Raw genomic sequence first — 16,210 nt, 5'->3', positions numbered from 1 at the left:
TGATCGTCAATTTCCTTGTACTGCCCGCCGGATGTCCTGATTCCACTTACGATCGGCCGAATGGTGTGTACGCGACGCCATTCCGGTGAAGCGCCGGCAGCGGTCCGGCGCGCCTTCCCGACGATCGAGGGCAGGGCATGAGGCAGATACAGCAGCAGACAAGGGCACCCGTGCCGCGCACGGGGCGCCGGGCGGCCGGACGGGCCGCCGCACTGGTGGCGGCACTCGCCACCGTGACCACGGCGACCACCGTGGCGGCGCCCCCGGCCTCTCCGGCCGACGCGGACGGGTCGGTGACGGTCCGGGTGGTCCGGGCCGTGGACGAGAACGGAACGTGGAGCCCGGCCCTGGAGCCGGGGATGGCCGGGGTGACGGTCACCCTGACCGGGGTGGACGGGGTGGTGCGGACGGCCGTCACCGCCGCCGACGGCACCGTGACACTGGCCCCGGCCGCCGGGAGCGACGGCGGCCGGTACCGGGTCGAGGTGGTGAACCCGAAGCCCGGTGTGCTCTTCCCGGCCTTCGCCGCCCGCGAGGGCCTGGCGGGGGCGCCGAACAGGCTCAGCAGCAACGAGGAGTTCGTCGACCTCTCCGACGGCAAGCAGGTCACCTTCACCACCGGCCTGTGGAACCCCTCGGACTACTGCCAGGCGAACGCGCCGCTGGCCACCGCCTGCCAGCCCGCGAACATCGAACCGGGCACCAGCCGCACGCTGCTGACCTTCCCGTACCGCTCGCGCGGGGTGAACAAGGACGTCACGAACGTCTCCACCGCCGCCGACACCGGGAACGTCTTCGGCATCGCCTGGAACCGCGAGGACCGGCGGCTGTTCAGCTCGGCCCACGCCAAGCGCAACACCGGCTACGGGCCCGGCGGGCCGGGCGCCGTCTACGTCACCGACCCGGTGACGAAGGCGACTTCGCTGTTCGCCACCGTCCCCGACGCGGGCACCAGCACGCACACCGGCGCCGACGACCCGGGCTTCTTCGCCCCGGTCGGCCGGGAGAGCCTCGGCGGGCTGAAGCTCACCGAGGACGGCCGCGACCTGTACGTGGTCAACCTGCACGACCGCAAGCTGTACCGGTACGACGCCACCGCGCCGACCGCCGCGGAGCCCAAGGCCGTCTACCCGATCCCGGCGGCGGACTGCCCCTCGCCGGAGGACTGGCGGCCGTTCGGCCTCGGCATGCAGGACGGCGTCGGCTACCTCGGCGGCGTCTGCTCCGGCGAGTCCACCCAGAAGATCGCCGATCTGCGGGCCGTGGTACGGCAGTTCGACCCGGCGACGGGTGCGTTCGGCGCGGTCGTGCTGGACCAGCCGCTGGACCACCGGGGCACCCCGACGAGCTGCGCGGGATACTTCTGGTACCCGTGGACGGACACCCAGCCGACCACCGGCACCGGGCAGATCTGCAACGTCCACCCGGAGCCCGAGCTCGGCGAGGTCGGCTTCGAGACCGACGGCTCGATGCTGCTGGTCTTCCGCGACCGCTACGCCGACCAGGCCGCCGCGTTCCCCGCCGCAAGCGGGCCGCAACCCCCGGGCTTCGTCTCGGTGCTCGCCTCCGCAGACCTCAACAAGGCCTGCAAGGTGGGCACTTCGTACGTGCTGGACGTCAACCTGGGCTGCGGCGCGACCGTCCGCAACAAGAACTTCTTCGACCAGCCCCGCCCCTACCCCTGGGGCCACCCGTACCCGGCGTTCGCGGGCCTGGCGCTCTCCAAGGTGGAGAACTCCATCGCGACCTCCGGCTACGACGTCGCCAACAACGTGGTCAGCGCCGGCACCATGTTCACGCTGCGCGCCGGCGGTCCGGACCCGGGCTTCGGCCAGGAGCTGTCCAACGGACAGTCACGCTTCGGCAAGGGCGCGGCGATGGCCGACCTGGAGGTGCTCTGCGACCGGGCGCCGCTGCAGATCGGCAACCGGGTCTGGTACGACCCGGAGCGCTCCGGCCTCCAACTGCCGCAGCAGAAGCCGGTGGTGGGAGCGACGGTCAACCTCTACGACGCGGACGGCAAGAAGGTCGGCTCCACCAAAACCACCGCGCGCGGCGAGTACTACTTCGACGACGGCGACGTCACCGGCGGGCTGAAGCCGAACACCGCGTACATCATCCGCCTCGACAACCCCGAGGACTACGCCAAGGGCGGCCCGCTGTACCACTGGGTGCCGACCGCGGCGAACGTCGGCGACAGCCGGCTGACCGACTCCGACGGCACCGTCCCGCCGGGCGGCACCTACGTCGAGCGGGCGCTCACCACCGGCGGGGCCGGGCAGGACGACCACAGCTTCGACTTCGGGTTCCAGCAGCAGAAGGGCGCCCTGCGCCTGGTCAAGAACGACCAGGACGGCAAGCCGCTGCCCGGGGCCGTGTTCCAGCTCTGGCGGGAGAGCAACGACACCGCGGGCCTGCAGACCGACGGCACGAAGCCGGACACCAAGGTCGACGGCGCCTGCACCACCGGGGCGGACGGCACCTGCACCGGCCAAGCCGACCTGGGCAGTTACTACTGGCAGGAGGTGAGCCCGCCGCAGGGGTACCGGGCTCCCGAGCAGCCGGTCCTCGGGCCGGTGGTGCTGGACGACGAGCACCTGGACGCGGGCGTCACCACCACGGCGGTCAACACCCTGATCCCGCCGACCCCGACGCCCACACCCACGCCGACCCCGACGGTCACCCCGACGCCGACGCCCTCGGTGGAGGCCCCCGCCCCCGTGCCCAGCCCCACTCCGCCGCCGGCCGTACCGCAGCCCTCCGGGCCGCTGGCCAGCACCGGCGGGGGCGGGAGCGCACCGTACCTGGTCGCCGGCGGCGGCCTGCTGGTGGTGCTCGGCGCGGTCACGCTGGTGGTGCTCCGCAAGCGCCGCACCACCTGACACACCGAGAGGAAAACTCGAACACCAGGGGCCCCGGGACGTACCCGGGGCCCCTGCCCGAGCTCGGCCCACGGAGGACGGACCCGCCATGGCACACCTGAGACCGAAGAAGCGCCGCACCGCCGTGGCCGCCGCCCTCGCGGCCGCCCTGCTCGCCGCCGGCGGGGTGACCGCCTGGCAGCTGACGGACCGCCAGGAGGAGAGCCGCCCGCTCAGCACCGAGGAGGCCTCCCGGCTGGCCCTGTCGCGCTTCACCCTCTACGGCAAGGGCCCCGTCAAGGTCGCGCTCACCGCCGAGGAGAGCGGCGGCCTGGTGACGGAGGTGCACGGCGTCATCGACTACCGCACCCGGCACGCGGCGGGCAGCTACCTGGTCCGCGGGCCGGCCGGCACCGTCGACGAGGGACTGGTGGTGTGGGACGCGGGCGGACTGGGCCTGGCGAAGGCGCCCGCCGCCGCGGCGGCGGGCCCGGCCTGGGAGCAGGCCGACCACGTGCCGCGCAGCGGCTGGGCCTCCCGTCCCTTCGGCACCGGCCCGCTCGACGCCGGCCTCAACCTGCTGGCCCAGCTCGGCGCGGACCGGCCCGACAACCCGCTGCTGCTCGCCCAGTCCGGCCCCCGCTGGCTGGGCCGCGACCGGATCGACGGCCGCGACCACGACCGGATCTCCGGCCCCCGCCCGCGCGGGGCCGCCGACCGCGACACCGCCGCCTCCCCGCTCACCTACTGGATCGACGCCGACGGCGGCCTGCGCCGGGTCACCATGCGGATCGCCGGGCTCCCCACGCCCACCACCCTGGACCTGGAGGGGCCGCAGCCGGACGCCCGGCTCCCCCAGGCGCCCTGGGCAACGGCCGGCTGACGTGGCGTCAGACGCCCGTCGGCAGCGGGTAGGCGGCCGGGTCGACCGGGCCAGGCAGCGCGACGGCCGGGACGGCGGGGGCGTTCGGGTCGGGCAGCGAGGGCTGCGCGGGCGGCGCCGGGACGGCGTTGAACGGGGTGCCGGGCGGGGCCTGGACCACCGCCGCGCGGCCCCTGGGCACCGGGGCGGAGCCGGTCACCCCGCAGGGCGCCAACTGCTCCAGCCCGGGCGGGCTCTGGACGCCCGGGCCGTTGCCCGTGAAACAGTTGCTCGGCGCGGCCGCCGCCCCGACCAGGTCCACCCCGTTGCCGGTGACCTGGTTGCCGGCGACGCGGTTGCCGCTCGCCGGGTGCCCGGGCGGGTCGGTGACCACCACGCCCGCCGACCGGTTGCCGGTGACCAGGTTGCGCTCCACCCGGTTGTCGACGCCGCCGCCGATCCCGATGCCGATGCCGAATCCGCCGTCGGCCTGCTGCGGGGAGTCCGCCGAGTTGTTGTCGGCAACCACGTTGCCCGCGATCACCGCGCCGTGCTGGGGCGCGAGCGACTCCAGGTCGTTGGAGTTGACGGTCACTCCGACCCGGTTGCCCACCGCCCGGTTGCCGACCACGGTCAGGTTCTCCGAGGCGTTGGTGATCTCGATGCCCACCGCGTTGCGCTCCACCGTGTTGCCCCGCACCAGGGTGTCGCACGGCCGGCACTGGCCGACGTAGATCCCCGAGTCGGCCATCCCCGAGGCGTACGAGTCCTCGATGATCCCGCCGCGCGCGTCGAAGGCGTAGATGCCGTAGAGCGCGTTCCCGTACGAGGTGACCCGGCTCGCCCGGAAGCCCTCCACCGGGGGGAAGCGCGTGGTGTCCAGCGGGTCGTAGGCCGAGCCGCCCGCGCCGTGGCGCTGGAGCTTATCGTCGGTGACGCCGGTGAACAGCACCCCGTTGGCGAGGTAGCCGCGCACCGTGAGGTTCTCCACCACGGTGCCCGCACCGGTCGCGGTGATCCCGTTGACGAGCTTCAGGCCGCCGTCCAGCACCACCCCGTTGCGGTCGGTGCCGCGCAGCACCACCCGGGGCCTGGTGATCCGCACGCTCTCCCGGTACGTGCCGGGCGAGACCAGCACCAGGTCGCCGGGCACCGCGACGTCCACCGCCCGCTGCACCGTCGGGACGTCGGCCGGCACCCGGATCACCGCCCCCGGCGGGTGGCGGTCCGCGGAGGTCCCGCCCGGGCCGCCGGAGGAGCAGCCGGAGACCGCCGCCAGCAGGCCCAGCCCCGCCAGTACCGCCCCGGCCCAACGGGTCGTCAACTTCATGGAACCACGGAGGAATTGCATGGATCGTGTTCTACCGTCTGGAATGGACGGCATGCACACCGAACACGCGAACCCGCAGGGCGCGGCCACCCCCGCACGCCCCCGGTTCGACCGTCGGACCCTGCTCACCGCGGCCCTGGCCACCGGGGCGGGAGCCGCCGGCGCGGCCGCGTTCACCCGGGAGCGGGACCACGCCCCGGCCGCGCCGCCCCCGCCGGGCGCCGTGCCGTTCCACGGCGCCCGGCAGTCCGGGCTGACCCACCCTCAGCTGCCCGCCGTCCGGCTGCTCGCCCTCGACCTGCCGGACGGCGCGGGCCGGGACGCGCTGCGCGGACTGCTGGCCTCGATCGGCGCGGTGCTGGCCGGGGCGGCGGACGGCTCGCTCGGTGACTCCCGGCTCGACGGCACGCCGCCGGTCACCTCCCTGGTGGCGGTCGGTCCCGGCCTGGCCGGGCGGCTGCGACTGAACGTCCCCTCGGCCCTCGCCGAGCTGCCGGCCTTCGCCGGCGACCGCCTCGACCCCGCCCGCAGCGGGGGTGACCTGCTGGTCCAGCTCGCCTCCGACCAGCCCTGGACCACCGGCGTCCTGACCGAGCACCTGGTCACGGCGGCCGGGCGGAGCGGCGCGGCGGTCCGCTGGAGCCAGGCCGGCTTCCTCCCGTCCGTCCCCGCCGGGCAGACGCCGCGCAACCTCTTCGGATTCAAGGACGGCACCGCGAACCCGGCCCCCGAGGACCCCTCCCTCTGGGGCCCGCCGGGCCCGCACGGCGACGGGACGATCCTGGTCTACCGGCGGATCCGGATGGACACGGCCGCCTTCGCCGCCCTCCCGAAGGACCGTCAGGACCTGGCCGTCGGACGGCGGGCGGACACCGGCGCCCCGCTCACCGGCCACGCGGAGCACGACGACCCCGACGTCTACGCCAAGCACCCCGACGGCTCCTACGTCATCCCCGCCGACGCCCACGTCCGCCTCAGCAGCCCCCGCCTCGACGGCGGCGCCCGCATGCTCCGGCGCGGCTGGTCCTACGACGACGGCCCCACCGACCGCGGCCTGCTCTTCTCCGCCTTCCTCCGCGACCCCGCCCTCTTCACCCGCGTCCAGACCCGCCTCGCCGAACGCGACGCCCTCACCCCCTTCCTCACCCACACCGCCTCCGCCACCGCCTGGGTCCTCCCCGGAGCGCCCCCGGGCCGGGACCTGGGCGCAAACCTCTAGAGGAGCAGCGGAACTGCGCGGCCATCGCCTCCCGTGTCACTCGTATGGGTGTTCCGAAGACGATGGTGCGGCCTTCACGTGACCCTGAACTCGGCTACGAGGTAAGGGAATCGACGTGAGGGCCGTGATGAATGAGCGCGACGAAGAACAGGCTAAGCCGGGGCCCGCAGGGCGGCCATCAGCTCGGGGAGGCGGTCGTCGGCGGCGGCCAGGGCGAGGTGGTCATGGAAGTCCCGGCTGTGCACGATCAGGCCGTCGCGCACGCGCAGGATCTGGACGTTGGCGACCGTGAACTCCCGTCCGCTGGGCCGGTGGTGGACCAGGTAGTCCCATTCGGCGACGACCACCTCGGGGTCCTCGGTCCGGTGCACCACCACGTCGGTGGCGGTGAGCCGGACCGGGGAGGCCTCGGCGACCAGGGCGAACCGCTCGGCCAGGGCGCGCCGGCCCTCGATCCGGCGCGGGCCGACGGGTTGGAAGGGCGTCTCCACCACGGCGTCCTCGGCGTAGAGGGCGGCGAGTTCGCCGTACCGCTCCTGGCCGATCGCGTCGACGAGCCGGTGGAAGACGGCGCTCGGTGACATGGTTTCGGGCATGGTCGACCCCTGTCCGGTCAGGTCGCTAGAATCGGACCAGCGACTCCGCTTACGACGATACGGACTGGCGACTCCGCTTGTCCAGGCTTTCCCGCCCCCGGCGGACGAGAGGTGTGGTGCAGGGTGACCGACCGTCAGGAACGCCCGCTGCGAGCGGATGCCGCCCGGAACCGGGCCCGGCTGCTGGAGGTCGCCACCGAGGTCTTCACCACCCGCGGCACCGGCGTGCCCACCGAGGAGATCGCCCGGGCCGCGGGCGTCGGGGTCGGCACGCTGTTCCGGCACTTCCCGACCAAGGAGGCGCTGCTGGAGGCGGTGATGGTCGGCCGGCTGGAGGAGGTCGCGGCCCGGGTCACCGAGCTCGCCGCCGCGGCCGATCCGGCCGCCGCCTTCTTCGACTGCCTGCGGTTGGTGGTCGAGAGCTCGGTCGGCAAGGGCGAGTTCACCCGGGCTCTCGCGGCCGCGGGCGTGGACGCGCACACCGCGCTCAGGGGGCCCAGCGAGGTGGTCCGGGCGGGGCTCACCACGCTGCTGGAGAGCGCGCAGCGGGCCGGCGCGGTCCGCCCGGAGCTGGCGATGCCGGAGCTGATCGCCCTGCTGGTCGCCACCGGCGGCGCGGTCGAGCAGCTCGGCGCCGACGCCGACGCCCGCGACCGCGTCCTGACGGTGATCACCGACGGGTTGCGGCCGCACTGACGCCCCTTCAGGACACCGTGGCGAAGCGGGTCCACGGCTCCGGCCGGGCCAGCGCCAGCCGTGGCTTGGCGCCGGCCCAGTGGCGGACGGCGGTGGCCATCACGGCGGCCGGGTCGGCGACGGGGTGGGTGGGGGTGAAGGGCTCGGTCATCGCGGTGTAGCTCTGGAACATCGCGAGCAGCTTCACGGCCTGGGCCTGGAACGGCGAGAGGTGACGGTCCGCCAGCGGCAGGAAGAAGCGGTCCCAACTCTCCGCCGGAACCAGCGGCGGGCGGGCGACCGGTGCGACTCCGTGGGCGGCCCGGCAGGAGTCGAGGGTGGAGCAGATGACGTCCAGCAGCTCGGAGAGGGTCAGGCACCCGGCACCCGCCGCGATCACCTCGGTGCGCGGGGCCGCGGGCGGCGCGCCGAGCGCGGCGGCGGCGATCACCTCGGCGACCTGGTCGACGGGGCTGATCTCGGCGTAGCCGCCCGGGTCGCCGACCACCACGGCGGCCAGGCCGGAGACCAGGGCCTGGAGGATGGTGTACGGGCCGGAGAAGCGGGCGATCCGCCCGTCGTCGGAGCGGCCGACCACCAGCGGCGGGCGGACCACGGTGAGCGGGCCGGGGTGCTCGCCGCGGGCCAGTTCCTCGCAGCGGGCCTTGGACCACTCGTAGCCGTTGCGGTAGCCCTCGAACTCGGCGCCGCGCAGGTCCGCCGGGCTGCGGGTGCCGCCGACGTAGGCGGTGGAGACCTGCACCAGGTGGGTGTCGCGGTCGGCCAGGGCCAGCACCGCCCGCAGCGGTTCGAGGTTGGCGGCGACGGCCTCCGGGCGGGTGAGGGTCCAGCGGGTGGTGGCGGCCGCGTGCACGATGACGTCCCAGTGCCCGGCCAGCCCGGCGGGCGGCGGCTCGGCGCCGATCCGCCAGGAGAGCGGGGCCTCGGGGGTGGCCCGGCGGGCCACCGGCACCACCGTGTGGCCGGTGGCCCGCAGCAGGCCGCCGACCTCGGTGCCGACCACTCCGGTGGCGCCGGTCAACAGGATTCGCATGGCATCGTCCCAGCGTTGGAAGGGGGGTGACGGCGGATCAGGCGGGGATGAGCACGAGCGAGGCGTTCTGGCCGCCGAAGCCGAAGGAGTTGGAGAGCACCGGCCGCCCCGGTCCGACGGCGCGCGGCACCGCGCGGACCAGGTCGACCAGCGCGGCCTCCGGGCTGCCGCGCAGATTGGCGATCGGCGGCACCTCGCCGCGGGCGGCGCAGAGCAGGCCGAGGGCGGCCTCCAGGGCGCCGGAGCCGCCGATCAGATGGCCCGTCACGCCCTTCATCGCGGTGACCGGCAGCGCCCCGGCGCCGAAGACCCGCTCGATCGCCCGCGCCTCGGCACGGTCGTTGAGGACGGTGGAGGTGCCGTGCGCGTTGACGTGGCCGATGTCAGCGGGGGCCAGCCCGGCGTCGGCGATCGCGCGGCTCATGCAGCGGGCGGCCATGCCGCCGTCCTCGATCGGGGCGACGATGTGGAAGGCGTCGCAGTTGTCCGCGTACCCGGCCACCTCGCCCAGGATCGCCGCGCCCCTGGCCACCGCCGCCTCCCAGCGCTCCAGCACCAGCACCGCGGCGCCCTCGGCCATCACGAAGCCGTCCCGGTCGGTGTCGAACGGGCGGCTGGCCAGGGCGGGTTCGTCGTTGCGGGCCGACATCGCGCGCATCTTGGCGAAGGCGCCGACGATCACCGTGGTCACCGGTGCGTCCACTCCCCCGGCCAGCGCCGCGTCCAGCTCGCCGTGGCGGATCCGCCGGGCCGCCTCGCCGATGGCGGTGGTGCCGCTGGCGCAGGCCGAGGAGTAGGTGGTGCAGGCGCCCTGGTAGCCGTAGCGCAGGGCCAGCCGGGAGGCGGAGGAGTTGGCCATGGTGCGCGGGACGGTGTGCACCGGGAGGTCGCCGGGGCTGTCCCAGTGGTCGGTGGTGACCTGCTCCATGCTGGCCAGGCCGCCCATGCCGGTGCCGATCTGCACCCCGACCCGCTCGGGTGACAGGCCGCCGCAGTCGGTGAACCCGGCGGCGGCGACGGCGTCGGAGGCCGCGCAGAGCAGCAGGGTGGCGGCCCGGTCGAGCTGCCGGGACTCCCGGCGGGTCAGGTAGGCCTCCACGTCGAACGACGGGACCAGGCAGGCGATCCGCACCGAGACGCCGCGCTCGCTGAGGAGCGGGGAGACCGTGGCGGTGGGCCGGGCCTTGAGCACTGTCTCGTACGCCTCCTGCACCCCGTTGCCCGCCGGGGACTTGAGGCCGATGCCGGTGACCGCGACCCGGTGGCCGCCGTCCGGCCGCCGCCCCGGCCGACGTGCCGTCACCGGGCCTCCGCCGTCCGGAGGGTGAGCAGGTCGATCGCCTGGCCGACGTCCTCGGCCCGGGTCAGGTCCTCGACCGCGATCCGCAGGGCCAGGGTGCGTTCCAGCCGGGAGCCGATCTCCATCAGCTCCAGGCTGTCGATGCCGTAGTCGGCCAGCAGGCTGGTGTGCTCCTGGACGTCCTCGACCTCCGTGCCGAGCACGTCGGAGATGGTCGTCCTGACCACCAGGGCCAGTTCCTCACGCGTGGGCATGTCCGTCCTTCGTCGAGCCGGAGGGTTCATCGGGTGGTCACCGCGGTCAGGGTGGCGTCCAGCAGGCCGAGCCCTTCGGCGAGTTCGGCCTCGGTGGCGACCACGGGCGGCAGCAGCCGGATGGTGGTCGGGCGGCCCAGGCAGGGCGAGACCAGCAGGCCGCGGGCGGCCAGGCCGAGGACCGTGGCGCCCGCGCGGGCGGGGGTGTCCAGGTCCACCCCGCGCAGCAGGCCCAGGCCCCGCACCTCGCGCACCGCCTCGGGGTGGCGCTCGCGCAGTTCGGCCAGGCCGGTGTCCAGCAGGGCGGAGAGCCTGCGGCCGTGCCCGGCCAGACGCTCCGTCAGCTCCAGCGCGGGCGGCAGCGCGGCGCAGCTCAGCGGGTGGCCGCCGAAGGTCGCCGAGTGCAGGAACGGGTCGGCCTCCAGCGGCGCGTACAGCCGCTCGGAGCAGACCAGGGCCGAGAGCGGGACGACCCCGCCGCCGAGCGGTTTGCCGAGCAGCACGCCGTCCACGGGCAGGCCGCGGGCCAGGGCGAGCGAGGGTTCGCCGCAGCGGCGCAGGCCGCACTGGATCTCGTCGGCGATCACCATCGCGCCGTGCCCGGCCGCCGCCGCGCACCAGGCGCGCAGCACCTCGGCCGGCAGCGGCACCGCGCCGTTCTCCCCCTGGACGGGTTCGAAGACCAGGGCCGCCACCGGCCCGGCGGCCAGCTCCCGGTCGAAGGCGTCCGGGTCCTGCGGGTCCAGGTGCGCCACCTCGACGGCGCAGCCGCGCAGGCCGACCCGGTAGAGCGGACTGTGCGTCAGCGCGAGGGCGCCGAGCGACTTCCCGTGGAAGCCGCCGCGCACGGCGAGCACCCTCGCCCGGCCGGTGGCCAGCCGGGCGAGCTTGACGGCGACCTCCACCGCGTCGGAGCCGTTCAGCCCGAAGTGGACCTTGGGCAGGGTGCCGCCGAGGTGGGCGGCGAGCAAGCCGGCCGCGCGGGCGGCGACGGGGTTGGCCAGGCTGCGGGTGGCGGTGGGCATGGTGTCCAGCTGGTGGCGGACGGCGGCCAGCACCTCGGGGTGGCGGTGGCCGAGCAGGGTGACCGCGTAGGAGCCGAAGTCCAGCACGCGGCGCCCGTCGGAGAGCGTCACCCGGGCCCCCTCGGCGGCCGCCTCCACCGCGCCGCGGCCGGCGAAGCCGCCGGTCAGGGCGAGCTTGGCGGAGAGGTGGCGGCGCAGCTGGTCGAAGACCTCGGTCGCCGTCGCGGTGGTCACGCCGTCACCGCCGCGAGGGGGACGAGGCGGGTCCGCAGGGCGGCGATCATCTGCTCGGCGTTCTCCCGCAGGGCCTCGGCCGCGAGCGGGTTGAGCATGTCGGCGAGCAGCGGGATGCCGATGTCGAACTCGGCGCGGAGCGCCACCAGGCTGCCGCCGTCCGGGCCCTCCCTGACCTCCCAGTGGCCGCGGAACTCGCCCAGGTCGCCGGTGAGTTGGTGGAAGTCGAAGCGCCGGGCCACCGGGTCGATCAGCTCCGCCTCGGTCCAGCGCAGCACCGAGCCGTCCAGCCGCACCGACCAGGCGGTGGTGCGGTGGCGGTCGTCGGCCCGCTCGACCACCACCACCTCCTCCACGCTCTCCATGCAGTGCTGGTACGACTCCACGTCGACCACCGCCGCCCAGACCACGTCCGGCGGTGCGGCGATGGGCAGTTCGACCTCAACGTGCGGCAAGGGACAACCTCCTGGGATCGGGGACAGGTGTGGCGGACGGGCCGAGGGCCCGGGCCCGGGCGGCGGTCAGGGCCGGGGGCAGCGCGCGCCGCAGCAGGGCCCGCCGCAGCGGGCTCAGGTGGGTCATCGCGTACCACTGCTCGACCAGCTCGCAGCCGAGTTCGAGCTTGGGCTGGTAGGCGGTCTGGGCGAACCGGATGTGGGTGCACCCCGCGTCCAGGGCCAGCCGGATCGCCGCGTGGTGCACCGCGTGGTAGAGCCCGGCCTGGTGGGCGATCCGGTAGTCCAGGCCGATCCGGGCGCCGGTGGCTCCCGTCCCGGCGAACAGGCAGAGCAGGAAGGCGACCAGCCGCTCGCCCTCGAAGCAGGCCACCAGCCGGCGGCCGGCCGGGGGCCCGTCGTGGACGGCGGCCAGGAAGGCGGCGTCCAGCACGTCCAGCCGCTGGTCGGCGCGGGCCATCACCTGCCGGTAGAGCCCGAGCATCTGCGGCAGCAGGTGGGCGAAGTCCGCCAGCACCTCGGTGCGCAGGCCGGGCCAGGCGGCGGCGCGGCGCAGCTTGCTGCGGGCGTTGCGCCGCGCCTTGGCGGGCAGGCGGGTCAGGTACTCCTCGAACCCTCCGGCGCCGAGGCGCAGTTCGGTGTCGGGGAGGGCGGGCAGGAAGAAGAACCCGGCGGAGGACAGCGACGGCCGCAGGACGGCCAGTTCGGCGGGGGCGAAGTCCTTGAACACCACCGTGCCGAGGCGTTCGCGGCGGGCCAGCGCCAGCGCCCCGGCCACCAGCGCGTCCAGGGCCGGCGGCGGGAGGCGGCGGTCGGTCAGCAGGTGGCCCTGGCCGAGCAGGTGGCCGCAGAACAGCATCGGCACCCGCAGCAGCCCGGGCAGCGCCCGCCGGACGGGGGCCAGGCGGCGCCGGTCCTCGGCGCCGACCACCTCGTCCAGCCGCAGCCGGGGGAAGAACGCGACCGGCAGCACCGCGAGCGCCTCCCGTTCCCCGGGGGCGTCCTGACGGAGCACCAGGTGGGCGTAGCCGTCCGGGCCGATCGCGCCCGCCTCCATCGCGCGCAGCACCTGGCGCGACCAGACCGGGTCGTCGGGCGGGGCCAGGCGCTCCCAGAGCCCTGGCGGGAGCGCGTCGACGCCGTGCACCACCTCGACGCGGTAGGCGGTGGCGGCCGTCACGCCGGTCATCCGATCCGCAGCGGGCGGCCGCCGAGGTACTCGCGCAGCGGGCCGGCCATCCGGGCGCGGGCGGGCGGGTGGAAGCCGATCGCGCCGGCCGCGGCGGCCAGGTAGCCGCCCTCCGGCGAGCCGACGAAGGCCATGCCGCCGAGGGCGGACAGGCAGCGCCGGGTGGTGCGGGCGATGGCGTCCTCGGCCGCGTAACGGGCCGTCAGGGCGGCCACCAGCAGGCCGTCGTCCCAGGGCTGGTCCTGGTCGGCCATCGCGCGGGCGACCGCCTCCACCGCGAGCATCGCGGCCTCCAGGTCCACCAGGAGCGCGGCCGGGTCCTCGGGCGGGCCGGACGGCCTGGCCAGCACTCGCTCCACCAGGGCGGAGGCCACGCCGAGGTAGCCGGCCGTCAGCAGCAGTTCGAACCAGAGGAAGCCCGCGGTGTTGAGGTCGTCCGGCACCGCGTCCGCGGTGACCTCGGTGAGCAGCACCTGCTCCCGGTCCACCTCGACCTCGGTGAGCACCACCTGCTCGCTCTCCGCCCCGGCCAGCACCGGGTTGCGCCAGAACGGGCGCACCTCGACGCCCGGGGTGGCGGCCGGGACCAGCGCGACGGCGAGGCGTTCGACGCCGTCCTCGTCGGCCAGCAGCACCGAGGCGGTCAGCAGGTCCATCGAGCGGGACAGGCTGCAGGGCATCTTGCTGCCGTTGAGCACCACCTTCTCCCCCTGGCGGCGGGCGGTGATGTGGGGCTTGAGGATGTTCTGACCGGCCCGGCCCTCCGCGAAGCCGGAGGCCAGCAGCAACCGGTCGGCGGCGATCGAGGCGAGCAGCTGCTCCTCCGCACCCCCCGGGGCGGCGGAGCGGACCAGTCCGGCCACCGAGAAGTGGTGCATGGTGGTGGCCACCGCCAGCGAGGGGCAGCGGGAGCCGACCGCCCGTTGGACGCGCACCGCCTCCAGCGCGCTCGCCTCCTTGCCGCCCAGGACACGGGGAACCAGCAGGCCGGGGCCGCCGGCCGCGCGGAACGCGCCGATCGCCGGGCTGGGCGCGCTCTCCAGACGCTCCAGGGGCTGGGCCGCCAGGGCGGCGTCCAGGCCGGGCAGACAGGTCTCCAGGGCTGCGCGTTCGCGCTGCAGGAAGTACACGGGGTGGCTCCTCCGGGAACGGAGATCGGGGTGGGACGTCGGGTGGGACGTCGGGGCGGTACGGGGGAGGGTCAGACGGCCAGCGGCAGGTGGACGAAGCCGCGCAGCCCGTCCCCGGTCCGCCTGACCGGTGCTCCGGCCTGCCTCAACTCCGGGAATCGGTCCAGGAGTTGGCGCAGCAGCGCAGCACCCTGGAGGCGGGCCAGCGCGGCGCCCACGCAGTAGTGCGCACCCGCGCTGAAGGCGAGCACCTGGCCGTCGGTGCGCTCGACCAGGAAGGCGTCCGGGTCGGCGAAGCACGCCGGGTCGCGGTGGGCGGCGGCCATCACGGTGATGACGCTGGCCCCGGCGGGGACGCTCACCCCGCCGAGCCGGACCGGCCGCGCGGTGATCCGCTCGGTCATCGGGACGGGGGCGTCCCAGCGCAGCGACTCCTCCAGTGCGGCCGGCACCAGTTCGGGGCGGCGGAGCAGCAGGGCCCACTGCCCGGGGTGGGTGAGCAGGGCGTGCACCGCCTGGCCGAGCATGCCGGAGGCGGTCTCGAACCCGGCGGCGAACACCAGGACCAGCACGTCCACGAGTTCACGCTCCGTCAGTCCGCTCCCGTGGGCGGCCGCCAGCGCCGAGGCGAGGTCCTCGGCGGGCCGGGCGCGGCGTTCGCGCAGCAGGGCGGCGAAGTACTCCCGCAGTCCGGTGACGCCGTGGTCGGCGCGGGCCCAGTCCTCCGGGGTGCGGACGGGCTCCAGCAGGCGGCCGGCCTCGTCGCCGAGCAGCCGCAGCCGGGGCCGGTCCGCGGGCGGGACGCCGATCAGCTCGCCGACCACCGCGACCGGGAGCGGGACGGCGACCAGCTCCTGGAAGTCGGCGCTCCCGCCCGTGGTGGCTGCTGCGGCGAAGCCGTCCAGCAGTTCGGTGCACAGCCGCTCCACCCGGTCCGCCAGGGCGGCGACCCGGCGGGCGCTCAGCTCGCGGACCACCAGACGGCGCAGCCGGTCATGGGCGGCGTGGTCGGTGGCCAGCATCGAGGAGTAGAAGAACTCGGCGGAGGGGTGGCCGGCGGCGTCCGGGAGGTTCCGTTCGCACCATGCGCGGTCGGGGACCAGGAATCCGGGATCGGCGAGCACGGACTGGCAGTCGGCGAAGCCGGTCAGGACGTACGAACCGATCGTCGGGCTGAGGAACACCGGTGCGGTGCCGCGCAGTTCGGCCAGCGCCGGATAGGGGTTCTCCCGGCCCTCGGGAGTGAAAACCGACAGGAGGATCGTCTCCGCGTTCACCGGTCCGGCCTCAGGTCCAATCGAGCGAGGGGCGGGCCCTGGCCGTAGCGCTCCGGCCGGGGCCCGCCGTCGGTCCGTGCGTCAGTGGGCGGTCGGGACGACCAGGACCGCTCCCGGCCAGAGGTCGAGGGAGTTGCCGACGTTGGAGTCGGCCGCGGTCACCGAGGTGACGTTGGCGTAGTTGGAGGAGACCCCGCCGTCGTCGGCCCGGGAGCCCTGGCCGATGGCCACGTTCCCGCTACCGGCCTGGCCGGTGGCGTTGCTCGCGAAGGCGGTGGTGGGGAGGGCCGAAAGAGCGCATGCCGCAATGAAGGCGCCGAACGCCTTACCGAAAGTTCGCATGGGGCCGATCATGGCAAACGGCCCAGCCCCGAGGTCACGCCGTGTAGCTCGTTCGGCCGAACGACGAACCCCTGGGGGTGGGATGCCACCCGCTTGGCGCAGTCCGCGCACGGCCCGGGCGGGGTAGCCGGGGTGACGCTCCGTCGGTTCGCGCCGTTGGACCCGGCATGACCTCCATCCTGCGCCTGCTCACGGTGCTCGGCGCCACCGCCGCCGCACTCCCCCTGCTGGCCCTCCCCCCGCTGGCCGCCGCCGCCCAGGCCGCCCCGCACCGCGACGTCCACGCGGGCTCGTCCACCACCGTGGTCAGCCGCAACGACGACGGCTCCGGCACGGGCTGGCTGGTCGGCGCCCGGCACGTCAACGCGGCCGAGTACCTGCTCGGTTGAGCCCTCGGGCGCGCCCGA

The 16,210-nt window shown here is 75.1% G+C and carries 16 protein-coding genes; 5 read left to right on the top strand and 11 right to left on the bottom strand.

From position 1 onward, the window contains the following. The first annotated feature begins 170 nt into the window (after nt 1-170). Together ACZ6ZR_RS27695 and ACZ6ZR_RS27690 are read left to right on the top strand one after the other, a co-directional pair. The gene (locus tag ACZ6ZR_RS27695) at nt 171-2,882 is read left to right on the top strand and encodes an SdrD B-like domain-containing protein (RefSeq protein ID WP_465646770.1); all 2,712 of its coding nucleotides are present in this window, start codon (nt 171-173) and stop codon (nt 2,880-2,882) included. Between the two features lie 88 nt (nt 2,883-2,970). Next, nucleotides 2,971-3,744: a hypothetical protein gene (locus tag ACZ6ZR_RS27690; protein ID WP_465646768.1), complete on the top strand. Its 774-nt coding sequence runs from the start codon at nt 2,971-2,973 to the stop codon at nt 3,742-3,744. 7 nt (nt 3,745-3,751) lie between these two features. Here the strand turns inward: ACZ6ZR_RS27690 and ACZ6ZR_RS27685 are convergent, their stop codons facing one another. Continuing rightward, nucleotides 3,752-5,053 (bottom strand): right-handed parallel beta-helix repeat-containing protein, encoded by a 1,302-nt coding sequence (locus ACZ6ZR_RS27685; RefSeq protein ID WP_465646766.1) that lies wholly within the window; start codon nt 5,051-5,053, stop codon nt 3,752-3,754. A gap of 52 nt (nt 5,054-5,105) precedes the next feature. Between ACZ6ZR_RS27685 and ACZ6ZR_RS27680 the strand changes: the two genes are divergently transcribed. Further along, complete coding sequence (locus ACZ6ZR_RS27680) at nt 5,106-6,272, top strand: Dyp-type peroxidase (protein ID WP_465646764.1); 1,167 nt, start codon at nt 5,106-5,108, stop codon at nt 6,270-6,272. 152 nt (nt 6,273-6,424) lie between these two features. Here ACZ6ZR_RS27680 and ACZ6ZR_RS27675 read toward each other — a convergent pair whose 3' ends face one another. After that, nucleotides 6,425-6,868, bottom strand: coding sequence for a nuclear transport factor 2 family protein (locus ACZ6ZR_RS27675; protein WP_465646762.1), 444 nt, complete (start codon nt 6,866-6,868; stop codon nt 6,425-6,427). A 123-nt stretch (nt 6,869-6,991) separates the two neighbouring features. On the opposite strand from ACZ6ZR_RS27675, the gene ACZ6ZR_RS27670 reads away from it, so the two are divergent. Further along, on the top strand, nt 6,992-7,564 hold the full coding sequence (locus ACZ6ZR_RS27670; RefSeq protein ID WP_465646760.1) for a TetR/AcrR family transcriptional regulator: 573 nt from the start codon (nt 6,992-6,994) through the stop codon (nt 7,562-7,564). Between the two features lie 7 nt (nt 7,565-7,571). On the opposite strand, the gene ACZ6ZR_RS27665 is transcribed toward ACZ6ZR_RS27670, so the two are convergent. The 9 genes from ACZ6ZR_RS27665 to ACZ6ZR_RS27625 all read right to left on the bottom strand — a co-directional run bounded on the left by ACZ6ZR_RS27665 (nt 7,572) and on the right by ACZ6ZR_RS27625 (nt 15,803). Then, entirely contained in the window at nt 7,572-8,597 is a 1,026-nt protein-coding gene (locus tag ACZ6ZR_RS27665; RefSeq protein WP_465646758.1) for an SDR family oxidoreductase, read from the bottom strand. A gap of 37 nt (nt 8,598-8,634) precedes the next feature. After that, entirely contained in the window at nt 8,635-9,900 is a 1,266-nt protein-coding gene (locus ACZ6ZR_RS27660) for a beta-ketoacyl-[acyl-carrier-protein] synthase family protein (protein ID WP_465646756.1), read from the bottom strand. Continuing rightward, nucleotides 9,897-10,151, bottom strand: coding sequence for an acyl carrier protein (locus ACZ6ZR_RS27655; RefSeq protein ID WP_465646754.1), 255 nt, complete (start codon nt 10,149-10,151; stop codon nt 9,897-9,899). Before ACZ6ZR_RS27655 ends, ACZ6ZR_RS27660 begins: the two co-directional genes overlap by 4 nt. Before the next feature lie 26 nt (nt 10,152-10,177). Then, nucleotides 10,178-11,410, bottom strand: coding sequence for an aspartate aminotransferase family protein (locus ACZ6ZR_RS27650; protein WP_465646752.1), 1,233 nt, complete (start codon nt 11,408-11,410; stop codon nt 10,178-10,180). Next, nucleotides 11,407-11,865, bottom strand: coding sequence for an SRPBCC family protein (locus ACZ6ZR_RS27645; protein WP_465646750.1), 459 nt, complete (start codon nt 11,863-11,865; stop codon nt 11,407-11,409). The genes ACZ6ZR_RS27650 and ACZ6ZR_RS27645 overlap by 4 nt, the downstream gene beginning before the upstream one ends. Further along, a complete protein-coding gene (locus ACZ6ZR_RS27640; protein ID WP_465646748.1) occupies nt 11,852-13,054 on the bottom strand; it encodes a GNAT family N-acetyltransferase in 1,203 nt (400 codons plus the stop codon). The genes ACZ6ZR_RS27645 and ACZ6ZR_RS27640 overlap by 14 nt, the downstream gene beginning before the upstream one ends. After that, entirely contained in the window at nt 13,051-14,184 is a 1,134-nt protein-coding gene (locus ACZ6ZR_RS27635; RefSeq protein ID WP_465646746.1) for an acyl-CoA dehydrogenase family protein, read from the bottom strand. The genes ACZ6ZR_RS27640 and ACZ6ZR_RS27635 overlap by 4 nt, the downstream gene beginning before the upstream one ends. A gap of 71 nt (nt 14,185-14,255) precedes the next feature. Further along, nucleotides 14,256-15,461 carry a cytochrome P450 gene (locus tag ACZ6ZR_RS27630; RefSeq protein WP_465646745.1) on the bottom strand — a complete coding sequence of 402 codons (1,206 nt, stop codon included), beginning with the start codon at nt 15,459-15,461 and terminating at the stop codon, nt 14,256-14,258. Nucleotides 15,462-15,542: 81 nt separating this feature from the next. After that, a complete protein-coding gene (locus ACZ6ZR_RS27625) occupies nt 15,543-15,803 on the bottom strand; it encodes a hypothetical protein (protein ID WP_465646744.1) in 261 nt (86 codons plus the stop codon). A 167-nt stretch (nt 15,804-15,970) separates the two neighbouring features. On the opposite strand from ACZ6ZR_RS27625, the gene ACZ6ZR_RS27620 reads away from it, so the two are divergent. Then, nucleotides 15,971-16,192 carry a hypothetical protein gene (locus tag ACZ6ZR_RS27620; protein WP_465646743.1) on the top strand — a complete coding sequence of 74 codons (222 nt, stop codon included), beginning with the start codon at nt 15,971-15,973 and terminating at the stop codon, nt 16,190-16,192. The last annotated feature ends 18 nt before the right edge of the window (nt 16,193-16,210 follow it).

It is taken from the genome of Kitasatospora sp. NPDC088742, from assembly GCF_055584905.1.
Note: the sequence above shows the minus strand (reverse complement) of the source record. Positions and strands in the feature narration are given on the sequence as shown.